20 protein-coding genes and 1 pseudogene are annotated in these 23,365 nt (G+C 41.6%); 20 read left to right on the top strand and 1 reads right to left on the bottom strand.

Annotated elements, in window-relative coordinates:
• The first annotated feature begins 702 nt into the window (after positions 1-702).
• From L634_RS0122500 to L634_RS0122475, 5 genes are all read left to right on the top strand, one after another.
• The gene (locus L634_RS0122500; RefSeq protein ID WP_026584392.1) at positions 703-1,569 is read left to right on the top strand and encodes a YitT family protein; all 867 of its coding nucleotides are present in this window, start codon (positions 703-705) and stop codon (positions 1,567-1,569) included.
• Positions 1,570-1,620: 51 nt separating this feature from the next.
• A complete protein-coding gene (gene cccB / locus L634_RS0122495) occupies positions 1,621-1,971 on the top strand; it encodes a cytochrome c551 (RefSeq protein ID WP_026584391.1) in 351 nt (116 codons plus the stop codon).
• A 608-nt stretch (positions 1,972-2,579) separates the two neighbouring features.
• Positions 2,580-3,266: a cell division ATP-binding protein FtsE gene (gene ftsE / locus L634_RS0122485; RefSeq protein WP_026584390.1), complete on the top strand. Its 687-nt coding sequence runs from the start codon at positions 2,580-2,582 to the stop codon at positions 3,264-3,266.
• A complete protein-coding gene (gene ftsX / locus L634_RS0122480; protein ID WP_026584389.1) occupies positions 3,256-4,149 on the top strand; it encodes a permease-like cell division protein FtsX in 894 nt (297 codons plus the stop codon). Before ftsE ends, ftsX begins: the two co-directional genes overlap by 11 nt.
• A gap of 151 nt (positions 4,150-4,300) precedes the next feature.
• Positions 4,301-5,629, top strand: a complete 1,329-nt coding sequence (locus L634_RS0122475) for a murein hydrolase activator EnvC family protein (protein WP_026584388.1) — start codon at positions 4,301-4,303, stop codon at positions 5,627-5,629.
• Positions 5,630-5,720: 91 nt separating this feature from the next.
• Here the strand turns inward: L634_RS0122475 and L634_RS0122470 are convergent, their stop codons facing one another.
• Positions 5,721-5,981: a manganese catalase family protein gene (locus L634_RS0122470; RefSeq protein ID WP_232233820.1), complete on the bottom strand. Its 261-nt coding sequence runs from the start codon at positions 5,979-5,981 to the stop codon at positions 5,721-5,723.
• 398 nt (positions 5,982-6,379) lie between these two features.
• On the opposite strand from L634_RS0122470, the gene L634_RS0122465 reads away from it, so the two are divergent.
• From L634_RS0122465 to L634_RS31560, 15 genes and pseudogenes are all read left to right on the top strand, one after another.
• Positions 6,380-7,834, top strand: coding sequence for a S41 family peptidase (locus L634_RS0122465; protein ID WP_026584386.1), 1,455 nt, complete (start codon positions 6,380-6,382; stop codon positions 7,832-7,834).
• Positions 7,835-8,034: 200 nt separating this feature from the next.
• Positions 8,035-9,228: a PDZ domain-containing protein gene (locus L634_RS0122460; RefSeq protein WP_026584385.1), complete on the top strand. Its 1,194-nt coding sequence runs from the start codon at positions 8,035-8,037 to the stop codon at positions 9,226-9,228.
• A 317-nt stretch (positions 9,229-9,545) separates the two neighbouring features.
• Positions 9,546-11,045: a nitrate/nitrite transporter gene (locus L634_RS0122455; RefSeq protein ID WP_026584384.1), complete on the top strand. Its 1,500-nt coding sequence runs from the start codon at positions 9,546-9,548 to the stop codon at positions 11,043-11,045.
• A 242-nt stretch (positions 11,046-11,287) separates the two neighbouring features.
• Complete coding sequence (locus L634_RS31565; RefSeq protein WP_051428392.1) at positions 11,288-11,752, top strand: hemerythrin domain-containing protein; 465 nt, start codon at positions 11,288-11,290, stop codon at positions 11,750-11,752.
• Positions 11,739-12,041, top strand: a complete 303-nt coding sequence (locus tag L634_RS0122445) for a hypothetical protein (protein WP_026584383.1) — start codon at positions 11,739-11,741, stop codon at positions 12,039-12,041. The genes L634_RS31565 and L634_RS0122445 overlap by 14 nt, the downstream gene beginning before the upstream one ends.
• Positions 12,042-12,059: 18 nt before the next feature.
• Positions 12,060-12,356: a hypothetical protein gene (locus tag L634_RS0122440; protein ID WP_026584382.1), complete on the top strand. Its 297-nt coding sequence runs from the start codon at positions 12,060-12,062 to the stop codon at positions 12,354-12,356.
• On the top strand, positions 12,337-16,002 hold the full coding sequence (locus tag L634_RS0122435; RefSeq protein WP_026584381.1) for a nitrate reductase subunit alpha: 3,666 nt from the start codon (positions 12,337-12,339) through the stop codon (positions 16,000-16,002). Before L634_RS0122440 ends, L634_RS0122435 begins: the two co-directional genes overlap by 20 nt.
• Positions 15,992-17,494, top strand: coding sequence for a nitrate reductase subunit beta (gene narH / locus L634_RS0122430; protein WP_026584380.1), 1,503 nt, complete (start codon positions 15,992-15,994; stop codon positions 17,492-17,494). Before L634_RS0122435 ends, narH begins: the two co-directional genes overlap by 11 nt.
• A complete protein-coding gene (gene narJ / locus L634_RS0122425; RefSeq protein ID WP_026584379.1) occupies positions 17,491-18,093 on the top strand; it encodes a nitrate reductase molybdenum cofactor assembly chaperone in 603 nt (200 codons plus the stop codon). Before narH ends, narJ begins: the two co-directional genes overlap by 4 nt.
• 16 nt (positions 18,094-18,109) lie before the next feature.
• Positions 18,110-18,805 carry a respiratory nitrate reductase subunit gamma gene (narI, locus tag L634_RS0122420; RefSeq protein ID WP_026584378.1) on the top strand — a complete coding sequence of 232 codons (696 nt, stop codon included), beginning with the start codon at positions 18,110-18,112 and terminating at the stop codon, positions 18,803-18,805.
• 493 nt (positions 18,806-19,298) lie between these two features.
• Positions 19,299-19,688, top strand: a complete 390-nt coding sequence (locus tag L634_RS0122415; RefSeq protein ID WP_026584377.1) for a cupredoxin domain-containing protein — start codon at positions 19,299-19,301, stop codon at positions 19,686-19,688.
• Between the two features lie 693 nt (positions 19,689-20,381).
• Positions 20,382-20,516, top strand: a pseudogene (locus tag L634_RS34455) (macrolide family glycosyltransferase); the annotation flags it as partial.
• A 188-nt stretch (positions 20,517-20,704) separates the two neighbouring features.
• A complete protein-coding gene (locus L634_RS0122405; protein WP_026584375.1) occupies positions 20,705-21,805 on the top strand; it encodes an AI-2E family transporter in 1,101 nt (366 codons plus the stop codon).
• A 220-nt stretch (positions 21,806-22,025) separates the two neighbouring features.
• Complete coding sequence (locus tag L634_RS0122395) at positions 22,026-22,781, top strand: NRDE family protein (RefSeq protein WP_026584374.1); 756 nt, start codon at positions 22,026-22,028, stop codon at positions 22,779-22,781.
• Between the two features lie 360 nt (positions 22,782-23,141).
• Positions 23,142-23,365, top strand: a 224-nt coding sequence (locus L634_RS31560) for a transposase (protein ID WP_034263080.1), incomplete at its 3' end; no start/stop codon positions are given.

Raw genomic sequence — 23,365 nt, 5'->3', positions numbered from 1 at the left:
CCCTCAGGGGACTTAAAAAAATGTCGATGCAGGCGATGCTTACTTTCGCTGCCATGAATTTGAAGAAAATGGCCAACTGGACTTGGCAAGGTCCAGAAATGGCCTAAATGATAACCTCGGAGAGGTCTGCAATTCTCTGTAATTACTTGAAGTCCTACAAAAAATGAAAAAAAGAGTTCGGAATGAGACTATTCCGAACTCTTTTTGTCTACAAACTGAGCTGGCCATATACTGGCCAGCTTTAACATTTAGATTCCCTATCCGTCTATCTAATTAAGGGCAGTTTTTGTTTAGCTTCCGGAGTTTGAACGAATAATGCATTTGCTTAAGCAGTACCTCCCCTTCATATATCTTTTCCTCAAACTCTGTACACATCAGTGCATTCCTTCTTATCCCCCATAATGTTGGGACATTCATCTCGTTTAATCATTTATGCAGTTCTGTAATCGACGATAGGCCGCTTGTGTTTATAAACGAATTTGATTGATAAAAAGAGAAATCCTATCACATCTTAATAATAGAGAGAAACAACACTTGCATTAGCTCTTTAATACGGCAGTCCGTTAGCATTTACAAGGCAAAAACCCCGTGCTATACTCACTGATTATAAAAATGGAAAGAGGACCTGTATTTGGGAAATATCAATATAGGACTAGCGTAAAAATTGCCCGCAAAAGAATAAAACATCGGAGGGAGAAGCGGATGGGAAAGAAAAGAAGAGGCTATACATACAATACAAAGTCCGAAAGGCTGCTTGAGTATTTGTATGTTTTAATAGGATCGGGAATAGTGGCAGTAGCTTTTAATGTATTTTTGCTGCCAAACCGGATTGCGTCAGGAGGCGTGAGCGGGATCAGTACAATTCTTGATGCAGTTGCTGGCTGGGAGCCGGCTTATGTGCAGTGGGCGTTTAATATACCGCTTTTTATAGCTGGAGTGTTATTGCTTGGAAAACAATTCGGGGCAAAAACGCTGGCCGGTACAATTTTTCTTCCGTTTGTCGTCTTTTTAACCAAGGATTTTGAACCGTGGACATCAGATCCATTGCTGGCTTCCCTATTTGGCGGAATTGGAGTCGGCCTTGGTTTAGGAGTTGTATTCAGGGGGAAAGCATCAACTGGCGGGACAGACCTTGCCGCCCAGATTTTCAATAAGTATATTGGGCTGTCCCTCGGAACCTGTGTAGCGATTATCGATGGGCTGATTGTATTGTCAGCAGCGATTATTTTTGATATTGAGCAAGGTTTATATGCGTTAATCGCCTTATATGTTACAAGCAAAACAATTGATTTGGTCCAGCTTGGATTCAGCAGAACAAAGATGGCTCTAATTATAACGGAAAAACAAACTGAAGTTCGTGAAGGAATTTTGAATAAAATTGACAGAGGTGTGACAAAACTATCAGCATACGGTGGATATACCGACCATGAACGCCCTGTCCTTATGTGTGTTGTGGATCAGACTGAGTTCACAAAATTGAAACAACTGGTTCAATCCATTGATCCTACTGCATTTATCATTGTTACGGATGCTTCCGAGGTATTGGGCGAGGGTTTCAAAAGGGCTTAGGCTTGGTATAATATAGCTGTATTTAGTATTTTTTCCTGAGGGGGAATTATGGTGAAAAAGAAGCTACTAGCATTAATGATGGGTACATCTCTAGTCCTTGCTGCTTGCGGCGGCGGTGGCGACGAAGCAGCTGAAGATCAGGACACCGCAGCAAACGGCGGCGGAGAAACAACGACAGCTGATGCAGGAGATGCACAAAAGCTATATGACCAAAAATGTTCAAGCTGCCACGGCGCCAATCTTGAAGGCGGTGTAGGACCTGCCCTGGATAAGATCGGTGCAAACCTTTCTCAAGAGGACATTGAAAACACAATCGCGAACGGTAAAGGCGCTATGCCTGCAGGCTTGCTCCAAGGTGATGAAGCTTCACAGGTAGCTGCTTGGCTTGCAGGAAAGAAATAATAAAAGTAATGGGAAATCATATCCGCAATGAAAACGTTCTGTATTAGCAGAACGTTTTTAATTTTGGCGTTCTTGCTTTTCGAGATTGTAGTGAAGGGTACCTTACGACGAGGTGTTTATTCAAGGGGCTATTCCAATGTCCTGCTCCGAAGAGAGGGAGTGGGAGGCCACAGGCGAAGCCGAGGAAGCTCTCATTCCTCACCGCAGGAAAGCTTGATCCAATGCTGAAATCAGCGGCCAGAATTTATAAGTAAAACACATTTTTCAAGATAAAAAAATCTCCACAATACGACATTAACTAAATTAATAAGAAAATAGAAGGAGAAAAAACGTCGAAATAACGGAGGATAAGCTTGAATAAAAATGAAATTCAGGAATAAAGTAACAAAACATTACAGGTTTGAAAAGAAAATGTAATAATTTTTTCCGTTATTTTGACAATCTTTGATGTTATAATGGGTTGTGTGAGAATTTCAGGTGGCTAAAGAGAGAGTATTTTCAAATACTTTGACATCCTTTTGCCGTAAAGATGTCGTTTTTTATCGAAATGCGTGGTTTTTTAGCACCTTTTTAAATTCTTAATACACACTAGATACTAGGTGATATATATGATCGAAATGAAAGACGTATATAAGAGGTACCCGAATGGCGTCACCGCGGCGAGCGGGATTAATGTCCATATCAAACAGGGTGAATTTGTGTACGTTGTAGGTCCAAGCGGAGCCGGCAAATCGACCTTTATCAAGATGATGTACCGGGAAGAGAAGCCCTCAAGCGGGACAATAATGATCGATGGAGTGAATCTTGCTGCTTTAAGGAATACAAAAGTGCCGCTTATGCGCCGGAAAATAGGCGTAGTTTTCCAGGACTTTAAGCTGCTTCAGACTTTAACGGTTTACGAGAATGTAGCCTTTGCTCTTGAAGTAATTGAAGAGCATCCAAAAAATATTAAGAAACAAGTCATGGAAACTTTGGAGCTTGTCAATCTGAAGCATAAGGCAAGGATGCTGCCGTCAGAATTATCAGGCGGTGAGCAGCAGCGTGTATCCATAGCCAGATCCATTGTCAATTCTCCAAAGGTTGTAATTGCGGACGAGCCTACAGGCAACCTTGACCCGGATACTTCATGGGAAATCATGAACATCTTCGAGGAAATCAACACGAGAGGGACAACGGTGCTCATGGCAACTCATAATAAAGAAATAGTTAATACGATTAAGCACCGCGTAATTGCCATTGAAGGCGGACGAATTGTGCGTGACGAGCAGAGAGGTGATTACGGCTATGAAGGCTAGAACATTAAGCCGCCACTTCCGTGAGAGTTTTAAAAGCCTCGGACGTAACGGGTGGATGACATTCGCTTCAGCAAGTGCGGTTACAGTAACCTTAATTTTGGTAGGCGTATTTTTCGTCATTATGATGAATCTCAACAGGGTAGCAACGACCATTGAAGAGGACGTGGAAATCCGCGTGCACATCGATGTTGCTGCAAATAAGCAGGATCAGCAAGTTTTGCGGGAAAAAATTGAAGGAATACCCGAAGTTAAATCAATAGAGTATTCAACCAAGGAAAAAGAGCTTGATAATCTGATAGACAGCCTTGGTGAAGAAGGGGAAGCCTTTAAACTGTTCGAACAGGATAACCCGTTGAACGATGTATTTATCGTAAAGACGAAAAACCCGACAGACACAATGAAGGCAGCAAAACAAATTGAAAAAATGGAATATGCTGCAAAGGTAAAGTACGGCCAAGGACAGGTTGAGAAGCTTTTCAACTTTATTAACACCAGCCGAAATGTTGGCCTCGTGTTAATTGTCGGCCTCCTGTTTACAGCCATGTTCCTGATTTCAAATACCATTAAAATTACGATTATATCGCGCAGAAAAGAAATTGAGATTATGAGGTTAGTAGGTGCAACCAATGCCTTTATCAGATGGCCGTTCTTCCTTGAAGGCCTATGGCTTGGATTGCTGGGATCCATTATTCCAATCGCACTTGTTGCGACTGCCTATTACTATGCATATGATTACTTGGCTCCAAAGCTGGAGGGGCACTTTATAAAGCTTCTGGAGTTTAGCCCGTTCGTTTATCAGGTTTCCGGATTGCTTATTCTCATGGGTGCGCTTATCGGTGTATGGGGAAGCTTGATGTCAGTCAGAAAGTTCCTTAAAGTGTAACGAGCGTTGAAGGGCCTGGGGGGGAACCATTCAGGCACCTTCAGCCCTTATATAATAGACGATTTACTAGTTAGAAATGTTTCAAAAAAACATAGAGAAATGAACGATTGACCTGTACATATGGTTTTCATTGAAAGGAGAAATCGGAAAATTGAAGAAGTCCATCATTACACTATCATTGGCTGCCATTTTGGGTTTTGGCAGCGTAACGGTTGGACTGCCTGCTGGCCAGGCGGTTGCTGCCAATAAATTGAATGAGTTAAACAGCGAAAAGGATAAAGTTCAGCAAGAACGTTCCGGCATAGAATCAGAGATTAATAGTGCAGATAAAAAAATTACAGAAATTCAGGGCGAACAAAAAACAGTGCAGAGTGAAATTGAACGCCTGGATACAGCGATCAGTGAAGCTTTAGCAAAAATTGAAGAGAAGAACAAAGAAATTACGGCTACTAAAGAGGAAATCAAAAAGCTGGAAGGCGAAATCAAGGTTTTAGTTGAGCGCATTAAAAAGCGAAATGAGCTATTAAAAGACCGTGCCCGCAACTACCAGGAAACAGGCGGCATGGTTAGCTATATTGATGTATTGATGGGAGCACAAAGCTTTGGGGATTTCGTTGAGCGCGTAGGTGCAGTTGCTACCATTGTAGAAGCCGACCAGGATATACTTAAGGCACACCAGGCCGATAAAGATGAATTAGAAGAAAAGAGGGCACAGGTTCAGGAAGAGCTTGCATCTTTAGAGAAAATGCTCGCTGATCTTGAAAGCATGAAAAAGAGTTTAAATGCGCAAAAGGCAGAAAAGGATAAATTGCTTGCAGCTTTGAAGCATAAGGAAGAAGAAGTGCATACCCATAAGCTTGAGCTGGCTGAAGAAAGAGAAATCCTTGCAGCACAGGAAGCAGCCCTTCAGAAAGCAATTAAGCTCGAGCAAGATAGACAAGCTGAAGCTGCAAGACAAGCTGAAATTGCTCGGCAAAAGGCAGCGGCAGAAGCTGCTAAAAAGAGCTCAGCTTCAAGCAGCAGTTCATCCAATAATAGTTCTGTACAAGCTTCGTCTCCAGCGCCAGCACCTTCCGTTTCAAGCGGTGCTTGGACAAGACCAGCAGCCGGACGACTGTCTTCAGGATTCGGAAGCCGTTCATTAGGTGAACACTATGGAGTCGATATCGCTGCAGGCGGCACAGTGCCTATCGTTGCAGCAGCTGACGGTGTCGTTATCCGTTCGTACTACTCCAGCAGTTATGGAAATGCCATTTTCATTGCTCACTCTGTAGGCGGACAAACCTACACTACAGTATATGCACATATGAGAAGCCGTTCCGTTGGCTCTGGTGCGACTGTATCAAAAGGCCAGCAAATCGGTATCATGGGCAATACTGGACAATCCTATGGCCAGCATTTGCACTTTGAGCTTCATAGAGGCTCTTGGAATGCAGCTAAATCAAATGCGATCAACCCAGTGGGAATCGTGCCTCTATAAAATATGGAGTGGAAGAAGCTAAGCTTCTTCCACTTTTCTTTTACCCTTATGAAGGGACTATAATCCTATATAAGGCATATTTTAAATAGTTTTACTTTACATTCGGCGGTGTATCAGGAGCAGGCTGTAATTTAGGTGCCGGAGCAAATGGCGGTACTTCCTGCAAGTATTGGAATGTCCCCTGGCCGTCCATGCTTTGTTCAGAAGCCCATTGTTCTTCCCCTCTTGAAGATTCATAAATACATAGGAAAACTCTTCTTTTTTCAAGCTCTCTCGGGAACGTGCTTACCTTCCTGTGATCCCAATTCCTCGATAATACATTGGCATACTCCCTCTCTATTTTACAACCCAACCCCATATATTCATTTCTAGAAATATGGTGCTTTTCTAAAAGGAATCATAACTCGTCCATTTCCGTCATAGGATGGAATGAGCAAAGACATCCCGCTTTCCTTTGCGGGGTGTTTTTATTTTGGAAGGCGTTTCAAAAATGCCTTTATATCAAGGAGTGACGCATAAATCCTGGGAAATGGAACATAAAACCTGAGAAATGAAGCATAAAGGCAAAAAGTGATGCAAATAGGAGCTGATATGGTGCATAAATGAGTGATTTTGACGATAAAAGCTCTTAAAAATTTGATGCTGCCAGCCATTTTTAGAATAATTCATACGAAAACAGCAGAATGAACGCTTAATGGCTCTTAATCTATCAAATAGCAGTCCAATCAAGCAACGGAAAGGGAGATGAGTATGAGCAGAAAGTGGATCGCACTGCTGATGACGGGCTCATTGCTGACAGGGGCAGGCGGTACATACGCCGGAATGCAATGGTTTTCGAAAGAAGGCCAATCAAACGCAGGAGCCGAAAACCAAATAATCGGTTCTTCGGAAAAAAATACGCCAGTCACTGAAGAAAAAATAGAAAAGGTCGAAACAGCCTATCAGCTGATTTTAAATAGCTATGTAGAAAAAGTAGAGGAGAATAAGCTTGTCGAGGGAGCCATTCAAGGGATGCTGGCAACCCTGGAAGATCCGTATTCAGTATATATGGATGAAGAGACTGCGAGGCAATTTAGCGATACGCTTGAATCCTCCTTTGAGGGCATAGGGGCTGAAGTGAGCATGGTAGATGGAAAAATCATTATTGTCTCTCCCTTCAAGGACTCACCTGCTGAAAAGGCAGGTTTAAAGCCTAAGGATGAAATTTTAAAAGTTGATGGGGAAAGCGTTGCGGGGCTGGACTTGTATAAAGCAACGATGAAAATACGGGGGAAAAAAGGAACGAAAGTAAAGCTTGAGATTGCACGCCAGGGGCTAAAAGAGCCCCTAACCGTCGAGGTCAAGCGGGATGAAATTCCACAGATTACGGTTTATTCCGAAGTGAAAAAGCAGAGCGGCAAAAAGGTTGGCTATATGGAAATTACCTCTTTTTCAGAGGATACTTCCAAGGAATTTACCAAGCAGCTGAAGGAGATGGAGAAGGAAGAGATTGAGGGGCTAGTGATTGATGTCCGGGGAAATCCGGGCGGACTGCTTTCGTCCGTACAGGAGATTCTCAAAGAGCTTGTGACTGGAGATAAGCCTTATCTCCAAATTGAAAAACGGAATGGAGAAAAGATGAGGTACTTCTCCACTCAAGAGAAAGCAAAAGAATATCCAATTGCTGTCCTGGTCGATAAAGGCAGTGCCTCGGCATCGGAAATTCTTGCCGGTGCATTGAAGGAAGCACAGGGATATACGCTAATCGGGGAAAATACATTCGGAAAAGGAACCGTCCAGCAGCCAGTGCCGATGGGGGATGGCAGCAATATTAAGCTAACGCTATTCAAATGGCTGACGCCCGATGGAAATTGGATTCACAATAAAGGCATAGAGCCAACTCTTGAGGTCAAACAGCCGGACATTTACCGGACGCATCCGATTCAGGTGGAAAAGCCTTTAGTAGCCGATATGAACAACGAAATGGTGAAAAATGCACAGGAAATCCTCGAAGGGCTGGGTTACGAACCAGGCCGCAAAGATGGCTATTTCAGTGAATCAACGGCTCTTGCTGTAAAAGCATTCCAGCAGCAAAAAGGGCTCGAAGCTACCGGACAAATTGATAAGGACACAGCATCTGCCCTTGAACGAAGCGTCATCGAAGAGATGAGGAAAGAACAGAACGATCTCCAGCTGCAAACCGCACTGAGATTTATCGCAAAATAAAAGTGTCTGGTACCAGCGGAATTTTCTCGAATACTAAATAACCAGTCTAGCGGCAGGAGGATTTTTCCTCCTGCTTAATTTGTTTTTGAGCAAGTTAGCGATAGGTTTTGGGTCACAGTTTTGGTAGAATATAGAGTAATAGACCTGTCGGGTAATTACATAATTTCTGGTGAAATTTTTTATAGAGGCTGGTGGCAAGTTTGGTTGAGGAGTGGATTTTTGAATGTTTGAAAGGAACGGGAAAGCTGTTTTTGAACCCGGTGTTTTATTACCTCTTTTTTGTTGCGGCTTATCTGGGTATTGCCCGTGTGAAGCGAGAGCGGAATGACTTTTCGGTAAGGGCGCAGAATGCCTATTTTGAGCTGAGGCAGCTTCTTCCGCTTGGCCTGCTGTCCGGTTTGGCTGTTTCTGTGGTGATGGTTGGCGCTGGAGCTGCTATCCCGGTCGAAACGATTGTTTTTACGGCTGTCCTGACATTCCTGTGGAGCTTTACGGCGAAAATAAGATGGATGGCACCGGTATATACGCTGGGGTTTGCCTTTTTCGCCACGATGTTTGCGGTTGAACAGCAATGGCCATTGTCTTCCTTCGCAAAATCGGTTGTGAATACAGAACAATCAATCTTTCCGGCCATTGCCGTGCTGCTCTCATTGCTTATCATCGCTGAAGGGTTCCTTATTTTAAAAAATGGCCAAAAAGGAACATCTCCTAAACTGATCAAAAGCAAACGCGGCCAAACGATAGGCGTCCATGAGGCAAAGAGAGTCTGGATGGTGCCTGTTTTTCTGCTCATCCCTGGACAAGCATTGCAGACTCAATTTGAATGGTGGCCGGTTTTTACAATCGGCGAGAATGCCTATTCACTTATTCTGGTTCCTTTTGCAATTGGGTTTTATCAGAGAATCCAGGGAACGCTTCCGAAAGAAGGAATCAAGCTTTTGGGCCAAAGGATCATGGTGTTTGGTGTCCTCCTTTTGCTGCTCTCCGCAGCTGGCTACTGGTATCCGCTTGCAGCCGTCGGGGTGGCGGCCCTGGCCATTATCGGCCGGGAGTTTATCTCCCTGCGCCAGCGAGTGGCGGAAGACAATGCATCCTTTTATTTTTCCAAGCGCAATCAGGGCATCATGGTTCTGGGAGTCGTGCCGGGCTCGCCAGCAGATAAAATGGCCCTTCAGATTGGCGAAATAGTAACGAAAGTAAATGGCGTGAAAATCAATGATGAAAAAGGATTCTATGAAGCCCTGCAAAAAAATGGGGCACACTGCAAGCTGGAAGTCCTTGATGTAAATGGCCAGATTCGTTTCGTCCAGCGGGCCCTTTACGAAGGTGATCACCACGAGCTTGGGCTGCTGTTAGTGCAGGATGAGAAAAAGTGGGATAGTGAAGCGGTTTGATGTTATTTTGCTTACCCCCCGGAATAAGGTTCATCGGACTGAATGACAAAATGGTTCGGATTTCATAAGTAATTTAATGAAACTTAAAGGGGCTTATAATCATCGAGTCTTGCTTAAGTTCTATAGTTGAAAACATAAGAGATAATATTAGCCGCATTCCATATAAAAAGGAGTGCGGCTTTAATCATTTCTTTCGGCGGAAATACGAAGAAACCCTCTAATACCTTAAACTGTATAAATATTATATATTTTGAACAGATTACCTGAAATAAGACAACCAAAATTATTGTCCATTTTGAAAGGGGAAAAATGAGCAAATGCATTTACAAAAATGGCAATTAGCTCTTCAAACCTTAAGCCTTGTGGTTGGGTTTATGTGCTGGGTAATTATTTCTTCCTTAATGTCAAAAATCACGCTGGACATTTCGTTAACTCCAAACCAAATTGCCCTTGTGACAGCTATTCCAGTTATTTTAGGTTCAATCTTGCGTATCTTTTTAGGGTATTGGACAAACCGGTTTGGAGCAAGGATGATGTTTTTTATCAGTTTTCTTATTTTAATTTTTCCGGTGATATACTTAAGCGCTGCAGATACATTTTCCGATTTAATCATTGGCGGATTAGTGCTGGGGATAGGCGGGGCTGTCTTTTCTATTGGTGTTACTTCATTGCCTAAATATTATCCAAAGGAACGTCATGGATTTGTTAATGGCATCTATGGTGCTGGAAATATCGGAACCGCGTTAACTTCCTTTTCTGCGCCTGTTCTGGCTAATGCCATGGGATGGCAAAATACAATTCGATTATTTTTGATTCCTGTTATCTTATTTGCTTTACTAAATTTTTTGTTTGGAGATCGGAAAGAGCAAAAGGTTACTAACCCATTAATGGGACAAATTAAGAGTGTTTACAAAAATGAAAAACTCTGGTTTTTAAGTTTATTTTATTTCATTACCTTTGGTTCATTTGTTGCGTTTACCGTATATCTTCCTAACTTTTTAGTAACAAACTTTAAGCTGTCAACAGTGGATGCGGGGTTGAGAACAGCCGGTTTTATTACATTAGCTACATTGCTCCGGCCGGCAGGCGGCTGGGTAGGGGATAAATTTAATCCTTTTAAAATTTTGTTTCTTGTTTTTGGCGGATTAACTTTATCAGGTGTCTTACTCTCTTTTTCCCCAACGATTACGTTATATACAATCGGCTGTTTAGCTGTCGCCGCCTGTGCAGGAATTGGAAATGGAATCATCTTTAAATTGGTGCCTTATTATTTTTCAAAACAGGCAGGCATAGCTAATGGAATTGTTTCCGCTTTGGGGGGACTAGGCGGATTTTTTCCACCGCTCGTACTTTCGATGGTGTTTGGCATAACTGGCCAATATGCTATAGGGTTCATGTCGCTAGCCATGTTTTCGCTTGCAAGCTTTGTCATTGTAGTTTGGATGTATTACAGTGAAAAATTGGATTTGGAAACGAAGGTTTTGCAAAATGTGGGTTTAAGTATGATGGTTACCAATACCGATGGAATAATTGAAAAAGTCAACAATGCCTTTACAAAGGTTACCGGCTATCAGCCAGATGAGGTTGTTGGGGAAAACCCAAAAATTTTGCAGTCAGGAAAACATGACCAAGAATTTTATAAAAAAATGTGGAACTCCCTTCGTACCGAGGGGTATTGGCAAGGAGAGATATGGAATAAACGGAAAAATGGCGAGATTTTTCCGGAATGGCTGACAATCAGTGAAGTAAAAAATGATGCAGGTGAATTAAAATATTATATTGGTTTATTTAGTGACATAAGCCAACAAAAGAGCTGAAAATTTCAGCTCTTTTTTTATTGAAAGTATAACTTTGAACCTCGATAACTGTTTAACTCTGCACCCTTCGACTCGACGTGCTACCCTCACATCGCCCACGACGAGGCACACAGTCCGAAAGGCGCCTCCGCTTTTCTTTTCGGGGGGTATGGGAAGATGAGCCATTGGGAAAGTTGGTAATGTTTCAAACGAATTAAAAAGCACATCACTTTCGATCGTGTAAATAGAAAGGATGAATGTAATTGTCAGGACCAAGTTTAAGAAAACAAGATGCTCATTCTTCAATCCATGAATCTGCATTAAATGAGGCAAAAGAATTAAGGAGCTTGCTGAAAAAATGCCTAAATGAAGGCCATAAGGAAAAAGCGCTTCAAGTAGCAGAGGTTACCATTGAACATTGGGAATCCCGGACATTGCAGCATGCCAAGTCCGAGGAAGAAGGGTTATATAAGGAGCTTGTTGAGGAAAATCCATCTTTACAGCATCTTGTCATAGAACTTACGCGCGATCATGACATAATGCGCAAGGTTGTTGAACAAATGAAGAATCTGCTGAAAAATGATGAGGCAGATGAAAGGATGATTTCTTTATTGGATTCTCTTATCATTGTTGATTCTATCCATAATGAGGATGAAATGAATAAACTTCTGGCAAATAAAGAAAGATATACAAAGGAAATTATGGAAAAAGGTGATGAAATTGCTTGAAGAAAGATTACTGCGTTATGCGGCACCAGTATTATATGACAGGATGATTGAAACTTTTTCATCCTATCATATCCACCCTTATGATGTATCAGCAACGGCTTTAAAAAATGAAAATGGCTACGATGTTTCATTAAGGTTTTCAACTGATTTTTCTCAAACATTTACACATTACTTCAGATTTAAACAGGTAAAAGAACCTGATGAAGAAGTGACTCGTTTTTTTGAAGAGGCCGCAGAAAAATGCAAGTCCTCTTTAATTGCAGATTACTATAAAATGATGAAGCTATAAAAAGGAGCTGGAAGACGTTTGTTTTCATTTCAACATGATGCCCTGCTTGTTGATGATAGAGAAGATTTGATAGCTGTGTTGAAGATGAGATTTGGTTCTATTCCGGGTGAAATGATTGAAGATATTTATTCTATAAATGAAGCGGATACTTTGCAGCGTCTCATACTATCAGCAGCAAATGCAGCATCTTTGAACGTTTTTTTGGAAGATTTTAATACTGGAAGAGACTCGTTTCGGCTATTGGGGGAAGGTTTTAACCCGTTAAGGGATATCGTAGAAGGAAGTGAACGCTTCAATGGAAAAGAACAAGAATAATTTGCTCCATTCTCTCAAGCACCTGATTAGGGGAGATCGCATTAATGATGGATGGACAGAGGAAAGCCCGCGTCCACGAGACTCTGAATCGATTTACCGAAATCGCTGGGGGTTTGATAAGGTTGTCCGTTCTACACATGGAGTGAATTGTACCGGTTCATGCAGCTGGAAAATTCACGTAAAAGACGGCATTATCACCTGGGAGACCCAGCAAACGGATTATCCTTCAACAGGGGACGATTTTCCTGAATATGAGCCAAGAGGATGTCCCCGTGGTGCAAGTTTTTCATGGTATACATACAGCCCTACTCGTGTGAAATACCCATATGTTCGCGGGGACCTTTATTCTTTATGGAAAGAGGAGCTTTCAAAAGCAGATAATCCTGTACAAGCCTGGGAAAATATTGTTTCAACCCCGGAAAAACGCGAACGTTATGTAAAAGCAAGAGGCAAGGGCGGTTTTGTTCGAGGAAACTGGAAAGATGTTTGTGAAATGATTGCAGCCGCAAGCATTTATACGATTAAAAAATATGGTCCGGACCGAATTGTAGGATTCAGTCCGATCCCGGCCATGTCAATGGTGAGTTACTCTGGGGGCACACGGTTTTTATCTCTCATAGGCGGTACGATTTTGAGCTTTTATGATTGGTATGCGGATCTTCCGCCGGCATCTCCGCAAGTATGGGGCGATCAAACCGATGTACCGGAAAGCGGCGATTGGTATAATACAAAGTATTTTATTATTTGGGGAACCAATATTCCGCAAACACGAACGCCGGATGCCCACTTTATGGTGGAGGCTAGATATAACGGAACAAAAGTAGTGGGAGTAAGCCCGGATTATGCTGAATATGAGAAGTTTGCAGATATTTGGCTTCCAGCAAAAGCAGGAACAGACGGTGCTCTGGCGATGGCAATGACCCATGTTATATTAAAGGAATTTTATGTAGATAAAGAAACTCCGTATTTTATGGAGTATGCAAAACAATATACGGATTTGCCTTTTTTAGTCACATTGAGTAAAAGAGATGAAAATTTCCGCTCTGACCGTTTTTTGCGTGCTTCAGACCTTTCGGACCAGACGGAACTCGGCGAATGGAAAACCGTTGTATGGGATGAAACCACCGATCATTTTGCTATCCCTAACGGAAGCGAAGGATTTCGATGGGATAAAGGAAACCAATGGAATCTTGACTTGGATCATATTAACCCTAAAATGAGCTTCCTAAATGATTCAGATGCTACTGCAATGGTAGAATTTCCGTATTTTGGAGAAAAAGATGGCGGAGTGGTTAAACGCGAAGTTCCTGTAAAAAAAATAAAAGACAAGTCTGGAAAGGAATTAATCATTGCCACTGTGTATGATTTGATGCTGGCGCATACAGGAATTAATCGTGGATTAAAAGGCGATTACCCAACCGGCTACAATGATGAAAGAAGACCTTATACACCTGCTTGGCAAGAGAGCATTACGGGGGTTAACAGAGCACATGTCATTCAAGTAGCAAGAGAATTTGCTGAAAATGCTGCACTAACAAAAGGCAAGTCTATGATTGCGATGGGTGGAGGAACCAATCACTGGTACCATAGTGATCAGATTTACCGTTCTATATTAAATCTTGTCTTGCTGACTGGTTCTCAAGGAGTCAATGGCGGAGGCTGGGCACATTATGTAGGTCAGGAAAAGGTGCGTCCTCTGGAAGGGTTTCAGCAGATCGCATTTGCCAATGATTGGGTTAAAGCACCGAGGCTGATGAATGGTACATCCTTCTTTTACTTTGCAACGGAACAGTTCCGTTATGAATATGAAAAACGCGAAGAAAAAACGGAATGGGACAGTCAATATTCAAATATTCACCCCGCTGATTTCAATGCTCTTTCAGTGCGATTGGGCTGGCTGCCAAGCTTCCCGCAGCTTTCTCAAAACTCTTTGGATGTAGTAAGAGAAGCACGTTCCCGTCATCAAGACGACCAATCAGTAATTAAGGATATTACAAAACAGCTTGTGGATGGGAAACTTGATTTTTCGATAGAAAATCCAAATGATCCTCGTAACTTCCCGCGTGTGTTTTTCAATTGGCGCTCCAATCTTTTGGGGGATAGCGGAAAAGGTCATGAGTATTTTGTAAAGCATTTAATCGGCTCACAAGATTCTGTGTTAGGCGATGCCGAGAATTCTTGGCAGCCGGAAAACGTAAATATTTCAGAAAAGCCGCCTGAAGGAAAAACAGACCTATTTGTCAGCATGGATTTCAGGATGACAAGTTCAGGGCTTTTCTCTGATATCATTTTGCCGGCTGCTACTTGGTATGAAAAGTATGATATCAGCAGCACTGATCTGCATCCATTTGTACATCCCTTTAATGCAGCAATCTCCCCTCCATGGGACACAAGAAGCGATTGGGATGCATTCAGGGAAATGGCTAAAAGCTTTTCTGAGCTGGCTAAAAAATATCTTCCGGCCCAAGAAGACCTTGTGTTATCTCCGCTAGCACACGATACGATTAATGAAATCGCGCAGGCCTATGGAAAAGTGAAAGACTGGCGAAAGGGTGAAGTGGAAGCTATTCCTGGGAAAACCCTTCCAAACTTTAATTTTGTCAAAAGAGATTATCCAAATGTCTATGATATGTGGATTACCGTTGGCCCAAATATCAAGAATGGCTATGGAACAAAAGGGGTAAAAATCGCGGGTGACAAAGTATACAGAGAATTGCTTGACCGGCTGGGACCGTCCAAACATGTTGGCATTGGAAAAGGATACCCTGACCTTTATTCTGATAAAAATGCCATTAATGCGATTCTTTTAATGTCAGGAGCAACGAATGGCAAAAGGGCGGTTGAAGGCTGGAAGTCCATGGAAGAAAAGACTGGAAAAAAACTAAAGCATATCTCAGAAGGACGCGAAGAAGAGGAGTATACACTGGATGCTATAACCATTCAGCCAAGACAGGCGATCTCTACTCCTGTTTGGAGCGGGCTTGAAAATGATAATCGCCGGTACTCTCCATTTACCGTTAATAAAGAATTTAATATTCCATGGCATACCCTTACCGGAAGACAAAGCTTTTATCTCGATCATGAGGTTATTCTTGATTTTGGTGAAGGTCTTTCTTTATACATCCCGCCCATTACAAGAGGGGCTTTTGTTAAAGGGGAAAAAGAAGTCGAAAACAACGGAAAATCAATAACACTGCGTTATATGACGCCTCATCAAAAATGGGGCATTCACACTATGTTTACAGATACCAATAATATGGCTCAGCTATTTCGCGGATGGCAAGTGGTGTGGATGAATGAAGAAGATGCTGCTTCTATAGGTATTAAGGATAACGATTGGATTGAAATGTATAACCGAAATGGCGTAGTGGTGGCAAGGGCAGTTTTAACTTACCGGATGCTAAGAGGTGCTGTATATATGTACCACGCCCAAGACCGGCATATGGGTGTCCCCGGAAATACGATTAATAAAGTTCGGGGAGGTACTCATAATAGTGTCACACGAATATATCCTAAAGCAACCCACATGATTGGCGGTTACTCGCAATTAAGCTACGGATTTAATTATTATGGGCCAACAGGAAGTCAAAGGGATACGATGGCGATCATCAGACCGCTGAAGGAGGTCGATTGGCTTGAGGATTAAAGCGCAAGTGGCAATGGTCATGCACCTTGATAAGTGTATTGGCTGCCATACTTGTTCTGTAACCTGCAAGAATGTTTGGACTAACCGGCCGGGTATGGAGTATGTATGGTACAACAATGTTGAAACCAGGCCTGGTGTGGGCTATCCGAAAGAATGGGAGAATACCGGCCGCTATAAAGGCGGCTGGGTTCTTAAGAATGGCAGATTGCATTTAAGAGCTGGAGGACCTCTTTCCAAACTGGCTAACATTTTTTACAATCCGGACATGGCAGATATGAACGAGTTTTATGAGCCGTGGACTTATGATTTTCAGCATCTGCATAATCGGGAAAAAGGGGAAAGCATTCCTGTTGCCCGTCCGCGTTCCATGATTACAGGAAATTATTTGGATAAACCAGTTTGGGGACCCAACTGGGATGACGATCTGGCAGGCGGCAGTGAATCGGTTCCGAATGACCCGAATGTTCGAAAACTTCAGGAGCATATCAAAACGGAATACGAAAAAACATTTATGATGTATCTTCCAAGAATTTGTGAGCATTGCTTGAATCCATCCTGTGTCGCTTCCTGCCCATCTGGAGCCTTGTATAAAAGAGATGAAGATGGAATTGTGCTGGTAGACCAAGATGCATGCCGGGGCTGGCGTTTTTGCATGAATGGGTGCCCGTACCACAAGGTGTATTACAACTGGAATACTCATAAAGCAGAAAAATGCAATTTTTGTTATCCAAGGACCGAAGCGGGGCTGCCGACTATATGCTCTGAAACATGTGTTGGACGGATTCGGTATATAGGTGTGGTGTTATATGATGCAGACCGGGTAAAAGCAGCGGCATCTGTTGAAGACCCTAAAGATTTATACGAATCACAGTTAAATGTTTTCTTGGACCCCTTTGACCCTGAGGTAATTGAAGAGGCTGAAAAACAAGGGATTACGAATAGCTGGATTCAAAGCGCTCAAGATTCCCCTGTATATAAAATGGCTATGAAGTGGAAAATTGCCCTTCCATTGCATCCAGAGTACCGAACGCTGCCGATGGTATGGTATGTACCGCCGCTTAGCCCGATTATGAACCATATCACGAATGAACAAGAATTAAGTGCCGAGGGCTATATTCCTGCTGTTGATCAAATGAGAATTCCTATGGAATACCTGGCTTCGCTATTAGCAGCCGACGATACAAGTGTAATACGGAAAGTCTTATTAAAAATGGCTGCCATGAGAGTTTATATGCGTTCCAAAACAGTTGGGGGAATAGATGCTCAAAAAATGACAAAATTGATGGACGAAGCAAACACCACAAACGAAGAGCTGGAAGAGATGGCCCGGTTGCTTGCTGTTGCCAAATATAATGAACGATTTGTGATTCCAACCGGCCGCCGTGAAATGGATAATGATTTACATTATAAATGGGGAGCTTGCAGTATCGAAGAATTAGCACCGCCTGAAGGGATGACCACTTACCCATTTGAAAGAAGTGAAAATGGATGATAAATGAAAAGAAAGCGGTTTTAGCCATCATGGCAAGAATAATGGATTATCCGGAAGAAACATTTTTGGAAGCACGAACTTCCATTGAATCCTTTATCCATGAAACGATTCCAACAAAAGAAATAAAAAGGGAGGTACTTGAAAGGATCTCCCCTCTTTACACGCTGCCAATTAAAGATTTACAAGAATTATACGTAAATACCTTTGATCACAAAGAGAAAACTAATCTTTATTTAACTGCCCATGAGTTGGGGGACAGCAGAAAAAGGGGATTTGCCCTTATCCAATTACAAAAGCTTATTTCTGAAGAGGGATTTAAACCTCTTGGAAAGGAATTGGCGGATTATCTTCCGATGCTGCTGGAATTTTTAGCGGTTACTGAGGAGGATGAACGATTCGATAAACTTTCACGAAGGGTAGCCTACGCTGTTAATCGGATTTTAAACAATCTTCCTGATGAACATCTATACAAAAAGGCGATCGAATTATTAATGATGTATGTATTTGAGACTCCAGGAAAAGAGGAAATTTCCAATTTAGAAATGCTTCGTGAGCAAGCCGATTTAGATGAGCTGCCGTATCCATTGATGTATCGATAAAAAAGGAGGGGCGATGATGGAGGTTTTATTTTGGTGGACCATTTTTCCTTATATATGCGGAACAATCCTGATCATTGTAGCATTTTACCGATTTGTTTTTCGGGGAAAAAGCTGGACAGCACCTTCAACGGAAATTTTTGAGAAAAGATGGTTAAGAGTTGCTTCAGTTGTTTTTCATTATGGGATTATTTTTGCATTTATAGGACATATCATGGGGGTATTAATTCCTCTGGAGGTTTATAATGCACTTGGAGTGGGAGACGATTTGTACCATTTCTTTGCCATTGTTGGAGGCGGGGCTGCTGGACTTATGGTGGTATTAGGTTTGGTCTTAATGCTTATTCGAAAATTTCTTTATCCAAGGGTTCGGGCACATACAACATTTGAATCCTACTTCACCATCATTTGGCTGATTTTGGTGGCTGGCTTGGGAACTTACATGACCATAATCTACAATACCACTGTAGGTGAATATGAATACCGTTTAACGATCGGTCCGTGGTTTAGAAGCTTGTTCACCTTTCAGCCCAAATCAGAGTTAATGCTAGGGGTGCCTACCGTTTGGAAGGTCCATATTATTTGTTCGTTTATTCTATTTGCTGCCATTCCATTTACAAAGCTTGTTCATATGTTTAGTTTTCCTTTGCGCTATCCAGCACGGGCTCCGCAGCAGTATCGGTCAAGGGATGGGTATAATAAAAACAGCAGGTAAGAGGCAGCGCTTTTACCTGCTGTTTTCTTGTTGGCTAATAAACCTCCTGGATTTATATGGAGATGCGAGCATGATTTAAACCAACGAAATGGTATCCTTCTTTCATTATAACTAGGACCTTTCAATGTAGCTTTGAATTGGCTGCGAAATAAAAGTCCTTACAGACCTGAACACAAGCCTGCAAAAAGAAGTGTTAAAGATTTAAGGGACAATATGGACAGCACAACATATTTTTATTCTAGTGGTGCAGCGACGGTATTTTTAGTGTTAGTTAAACAAGATTGCAAATTCTTTTTGCTTTAAGTTTTATTCGATTAACAGGCTGGTTACTTAAATAAGAATGGTCCAAAAGGTCGTCTCTAGAGCCGATCTTTTTCATTGTTACTATTTTAGATATAAGAGTTACTGTTTGATAGCGCGTTGGAATTCAATTTATAGTGATAATATTTAATGAATTGGAAAAAAATAATTTTTAAGAAAGGAGGGATTGTGAATGTCTGTGAAAAAATGGTTAACAGGATTGGTTGTTTTGCTTGCAATGATTGTGGGTGTGACAACTCTAGGCTCACTCGTCGCATTTGCCGAATCCGGTGTTATATCTCAGCCTGGGGAGATGGTGAAAGCGATTGAGGTCGAGTTGAACGATGATTACTTTAATCCGAAAGTTATCACTATACCCAATGGAAAAACGACATCGTTAATCTTGAAAAACAAAGGTAAGAGAGAACACACCTTCACAGTGGAAAAGCTCGGAATTGACGCTGAAGTCCAGCCAGGAAAAGAAAAAACCATTACCGTGAAACCGAAAAAGTCCGGTACATATGAACTGATATGCCGGTACCATTTCAAAGAAGGAATGGTTGGAAAAGTAATAGTCAAATAACAAGCGGGGCCCATAGTGGCCTTGTTTTTTTAATAGGCAGCGGTTAACTTGCTTATTATTAAAACCCCCCTATGATGATGTTATGAATTATTATTACTGATGTTTATATTTAGATAAGCTGAGAAGAACATTTCTGCTTCTTAAACTCGATGCTTTAATAAGAGATATCTCTTTTTTATGTAAGTAAAGGAGCAGGATTATGCAATGAGCCAATGGAGGATTTATGAAACATTTATTCGGAAAATCCGTATAACTATTTAAAAGTGGGAGGGGATTTTCCTGGAAACCAATATTCAATCGCCTCAAAACGTTGAAATTGTAACCAAAAAAGAAGTAAGTTTGAGGAAATTATTAAATGTAATAGGTATATTTATCTTTGGTGGATTAGAACTAACTAATGTGACAAATCCACTTCCTTCGAATGAATTAACTAAAGAATTTTTACTATTTATTGTTGGAAGTGCCTTTATTTATTACCTTTTAGTGAATATATATTTTATAGGACGGTTAGGGAAAAAGATCGTTATTACAACTCTTATCCTATTAGCATGTTTTAGTTTATTTATGGTTTTTTATCTTTCAACTAATTCAATACCACACTAATACAAATAAATTTTAGATTACAAGGGCTTTTAAAAGTTTTTGATAAATTTAATTCCATTATTTGAGTTGGCAATTGTATGGGATAGTGATTTTGATTACATCATCCACGATTCTATGTTTGGCTGTGGACGCTTACTTGCCCAAATCCTTAAGCTTCCCGCAATTAATTCTTGTACTTCATTTGCGCAGACAAAAACAGCATTCGATAAAATGCTGGAACAGCTTTAAAAAAATATTCCAGTGTGAGTCCGGTTGCTGAATGTGTTTTGTACTTCAAAACAGAACTCCTTTATATGCAGGTTTTTATCTTTTTTCTGAAACCTTTTTGAAAAACTGCTCGTATGGATAATTAGTATAATCCAGCTTCAATATGGTATTCTTTATCTAATCATATTAGGGAAAAAGGTGACACTGTGGCTAAGAAAAAACTGCAATATTGGACCTTGCAATTGTTGCTGATTTTAACCATCATCTATGTTTCAACAAAAATTTCCTTCCTGTTTGAGCCGGTCGGCATTTTTGTATCAACATTGTTTTTTCCAATAATTATTTCAGGGTTTTTGTACTTCTTATTAAATCCGCTGGTTAAATTGCTGCAGCGTTATAGGATTCCAAGGACGGCCGCCATTTTAATTATTTACGCAGCTGTCATTGGCCTGGTGGTTTTGGTCATTGGAAATCTGGCTCCGCTTATCAGCAGGCAGGTGACGGAATTATTCAATGATCTTCCTGGCTATGCACGTACAACACGTGAGTTTATTAACTCAATGGCAAATTCTGAACAATTCAAATGGTTCATGGCACAGGATTATATATCTTTAGAAGAAATCGAAGCTCGAATAATGGATTATGCCAACACGCTGCCAAGCCGCGTGACGGAAGGAATAGCGGGAATCGTCAGCTTAGTTACAAATATTGCGATTACCATTGTAACCGTGCCTTTCCTGCTGTTTTACATGTTTAAAGACGGCGACAAGTTCCCTGCAGCAGTTTCAAAGTTTATCCCATCGTCTTACAGGACAGAAGGTGTAAAGACTTTAAAGGAAACAGCTGAAACCTTGTCTTCTTATATCCAGGGCCAAATTACGGTCGCCTTGTTTGTCGGTACATTGTCGTTCATCGGCTACTTAATCATTGACCTCCCATACGCATTAGTAATGGCCCTCATTGTGTCGGTTACTAATATTATTCCGTATGTGGGCCCGATTCTTGGAGGAGCTCCAGCAGTAATCGTCGCGCTTTTCGACTCTCCGACCAAAGCTTTGCTCGTTGTAGTAGTCATTGTCATTGCACAGCAAATTGAAGGAAACGTGCTCTCGCCGCTCATCCTTGGAAAAACATTGAACACACATCCGGCTACGATTATTATTCTTTTGCTGGTCGCAGGCAATCTTGCTGGCATTCTGGGCATGATCCTTGCAATCCCTACCTATGCGGTTACAAAAACGATTGTTTTAAATACAGTCCGTTTTTTGAGGGCAAGGAAAACGGTAAGGGAAGAGACAGCAACCTAAATACATTTGCGAGCTCCTTTAAAAAGGAGCTTTCTTTTATTTGGGAAGATTATCGATTTATCTAGCATGATCGGGACTTTATCTAGCACATTTTCATTTTTAGCTAGCATCTCCATAAATTTATCTAACATTTCACACAATTCATCCCGTCTTTTTTACACTTCCGTCCCCAAAAGGGTACAATAAAAGCAACAAACGAAACGAAAGCAGTGATCGTAAAATGTGTTTAATTCTATTCGCATACCAAAAGCATCCTAAGTATAAGCTTATCGTTGCCGCCAACCGGGATGAGTTTTATGAGCGGCCCACTGCACCGGCGCATTTCTGGGAAGACCATCCCAATATCCTGGCCGGGAGGGATTTAAGCAAAATGGGTACCTGGATGGGGATAACAAAGGCTGGCCGGTTTGCTGCCCTCACAAATTACCGCGATCCGAAAGAGGCAACGGAAGGGAAGCGGTCAAGAGGAGAGCTGGTCGCTGACTTTTTGAAAGACAATATCCAGCCAGAAGCCTATATGAAGAAAATAGCTAAAGAGCGGCAGCAGTATCCTGGCTATAATCTCCTTGCCGGCAATTCGGAGGAACTCTATTATTACTCCAATGTGGAAGGTCGAATGGAGAAGCTTCGGCCGGGAATTTACGGACTCAGCAACCATGTGCTGAATACGGAGTGGCCAAAGGTTCAAAAAGGCAAGGAAGGATTAGCTAAGCTTACGGAAAGTACTAAGGGAGGCTTACCAGAGGAACTATTTACACTTCTGCAGGACGCTGACCCTGCCCCTGACGAACTTCTCCCCAAAACAGGCGTTTCCCTAGAGTGGGAACGAATTCTTTCGCCATTGTTTATAAAGAGTGAAGGATATGGAACAAGAAGTTCAACGGTCATGCTGATGACGGAAGACGAAGTTTTTTACAAAGAGCGGGTGCACACCGCGGAAATCCAGGAGGAGAAGGAATTTAAGTTCAAATACTAACTTGATTCGTTAATCGGCCCCTGTGTTGGCTTGCTGGATAATCCCTTCAAACCGTTATGAAGGACATTTTTCGAATTTACATAGTGGTTAATGTCCATCATAGGGTCGATGAAGGCCAAAACTCCAGCTCAGATAGAGGGAAAAGTCCATCATAGGGTCGATGAAGGCCAAAACTCTAGCTCAGATAGAGGGAAAAGTCCATCATAGGGTCGATGAAGGCCAAAACTCCATCTTAGTTAGGGGGAAAAGTCCATCATAGGATTAAGTCCATATAATTGTGTAAAAAGAAAAAGGGTTCATTTTATTCACTCTTGGCTACAATGTTTTCAGCGACGATAAACAATGAAAAGAGGAATAAAAATGACCCAATTACAGTTTAACCTAGATTTGGAACTTTTAAAAGAATCTGTATTAAAATCGAATATTGATGCAGTTGTTAGATCAGCCATTGTTTTGGTATTGAACGAGTTTATGGAAAAAGAGAGAGATGATTATTTAAACGCAGCTGCCTATGAACGCTCTGTATCGCGTCGTGACTATCGTAACGGTTACTATGAACGTGAGTTAATCATGAGTATTGGCAA

Source organism: Bacillus sp. J33 (assembly GCF_000518885.1).
Taxonomy (GTDB): domain Bacteria; phylum Bacillota; class Bacilli; order Bacillales; family Cytobacillaceae; genus Cytobacillus.
Note: the sequence above shows the minus strand (reverse complement) of the source record. Positions and strands in the feature narration are given on the sequence as shown.

Bases quoted from the DNA above. Each gene is read 5' to 3' on its own strand.
- L634_RS0122500 (WP_026584392.1), top strand. From the start codon at position 703: ATGGGAAAGAAAAGAAGAGGCTATACATACAATACAAAGTCCGAAAGG.
- ftsE (WP_026584390.1), top strand. From the start codon at position 2,580: ATGATCGAAATGAAAGACGTATATAAGAGGTACCCGAATGGCGTCACC.
- ftsX (WP_026584389.1), top strand. From the start codon at position 3,256: ATGAAGGCTAGAACATTAAGCCGCCACTTCCGTGAGAGTTTTAAAAGC.
- L634_RS0122465 (WP_026584386.1), top strand. From the start codon at position 6,380: ATGAGCAGAAAGTGGATCGCACTGCTGATGACGGGCTCATTGCTGACA.
- L634_RS0122455 (WP_026584384.1), top strand. From the start codon at position 9,546: ATGCATTTACAAAAATGGCAATTAGCTCTTCAAACCTTAAGCCTTGTG.
- L634_RS0122445 (WP_026584383.1), top strand. From the start codon at position 11,739: ATGAAATTGCTTGAAGAAAGATTACTGCGTTATGCGGCACCAGTATTA.
- L634_RS0122435 (WP_026584381.1), top strand. From the start codon at position 12,337: ATGGAAAAGAACAAGAATAATTTGCTCCATTCTCTCAAGCACCTGATT.
- narJ (WP_026584379.1), top strand. From the start codon at position 17,491: ATGATAAATGAAAAGAAAGCGGTTTTAGCCATCATGGCAAGAATAATG.
- narI (WP_026584378.1), top strand. From the start codon at position 18,110: ATGGAGGTTTTATTTTGGTGGACCATTTTTCCTTATATATGCGGAACA.
- L634_RS0122415 (WP_026584377.1), top strand. From the start codon at position 19,299: ATGTCTGTGAAAAAATGGTTAACAGGATTGGTTGTTTTGCTTGCAATG.
- L634_RS0122395 (WP_026584374.1), top strand. From the start codon at position 22,026: ATGTGTTTAATTCTATTCGCATACCAAAAGCATCCTAAGTATAAGCTT.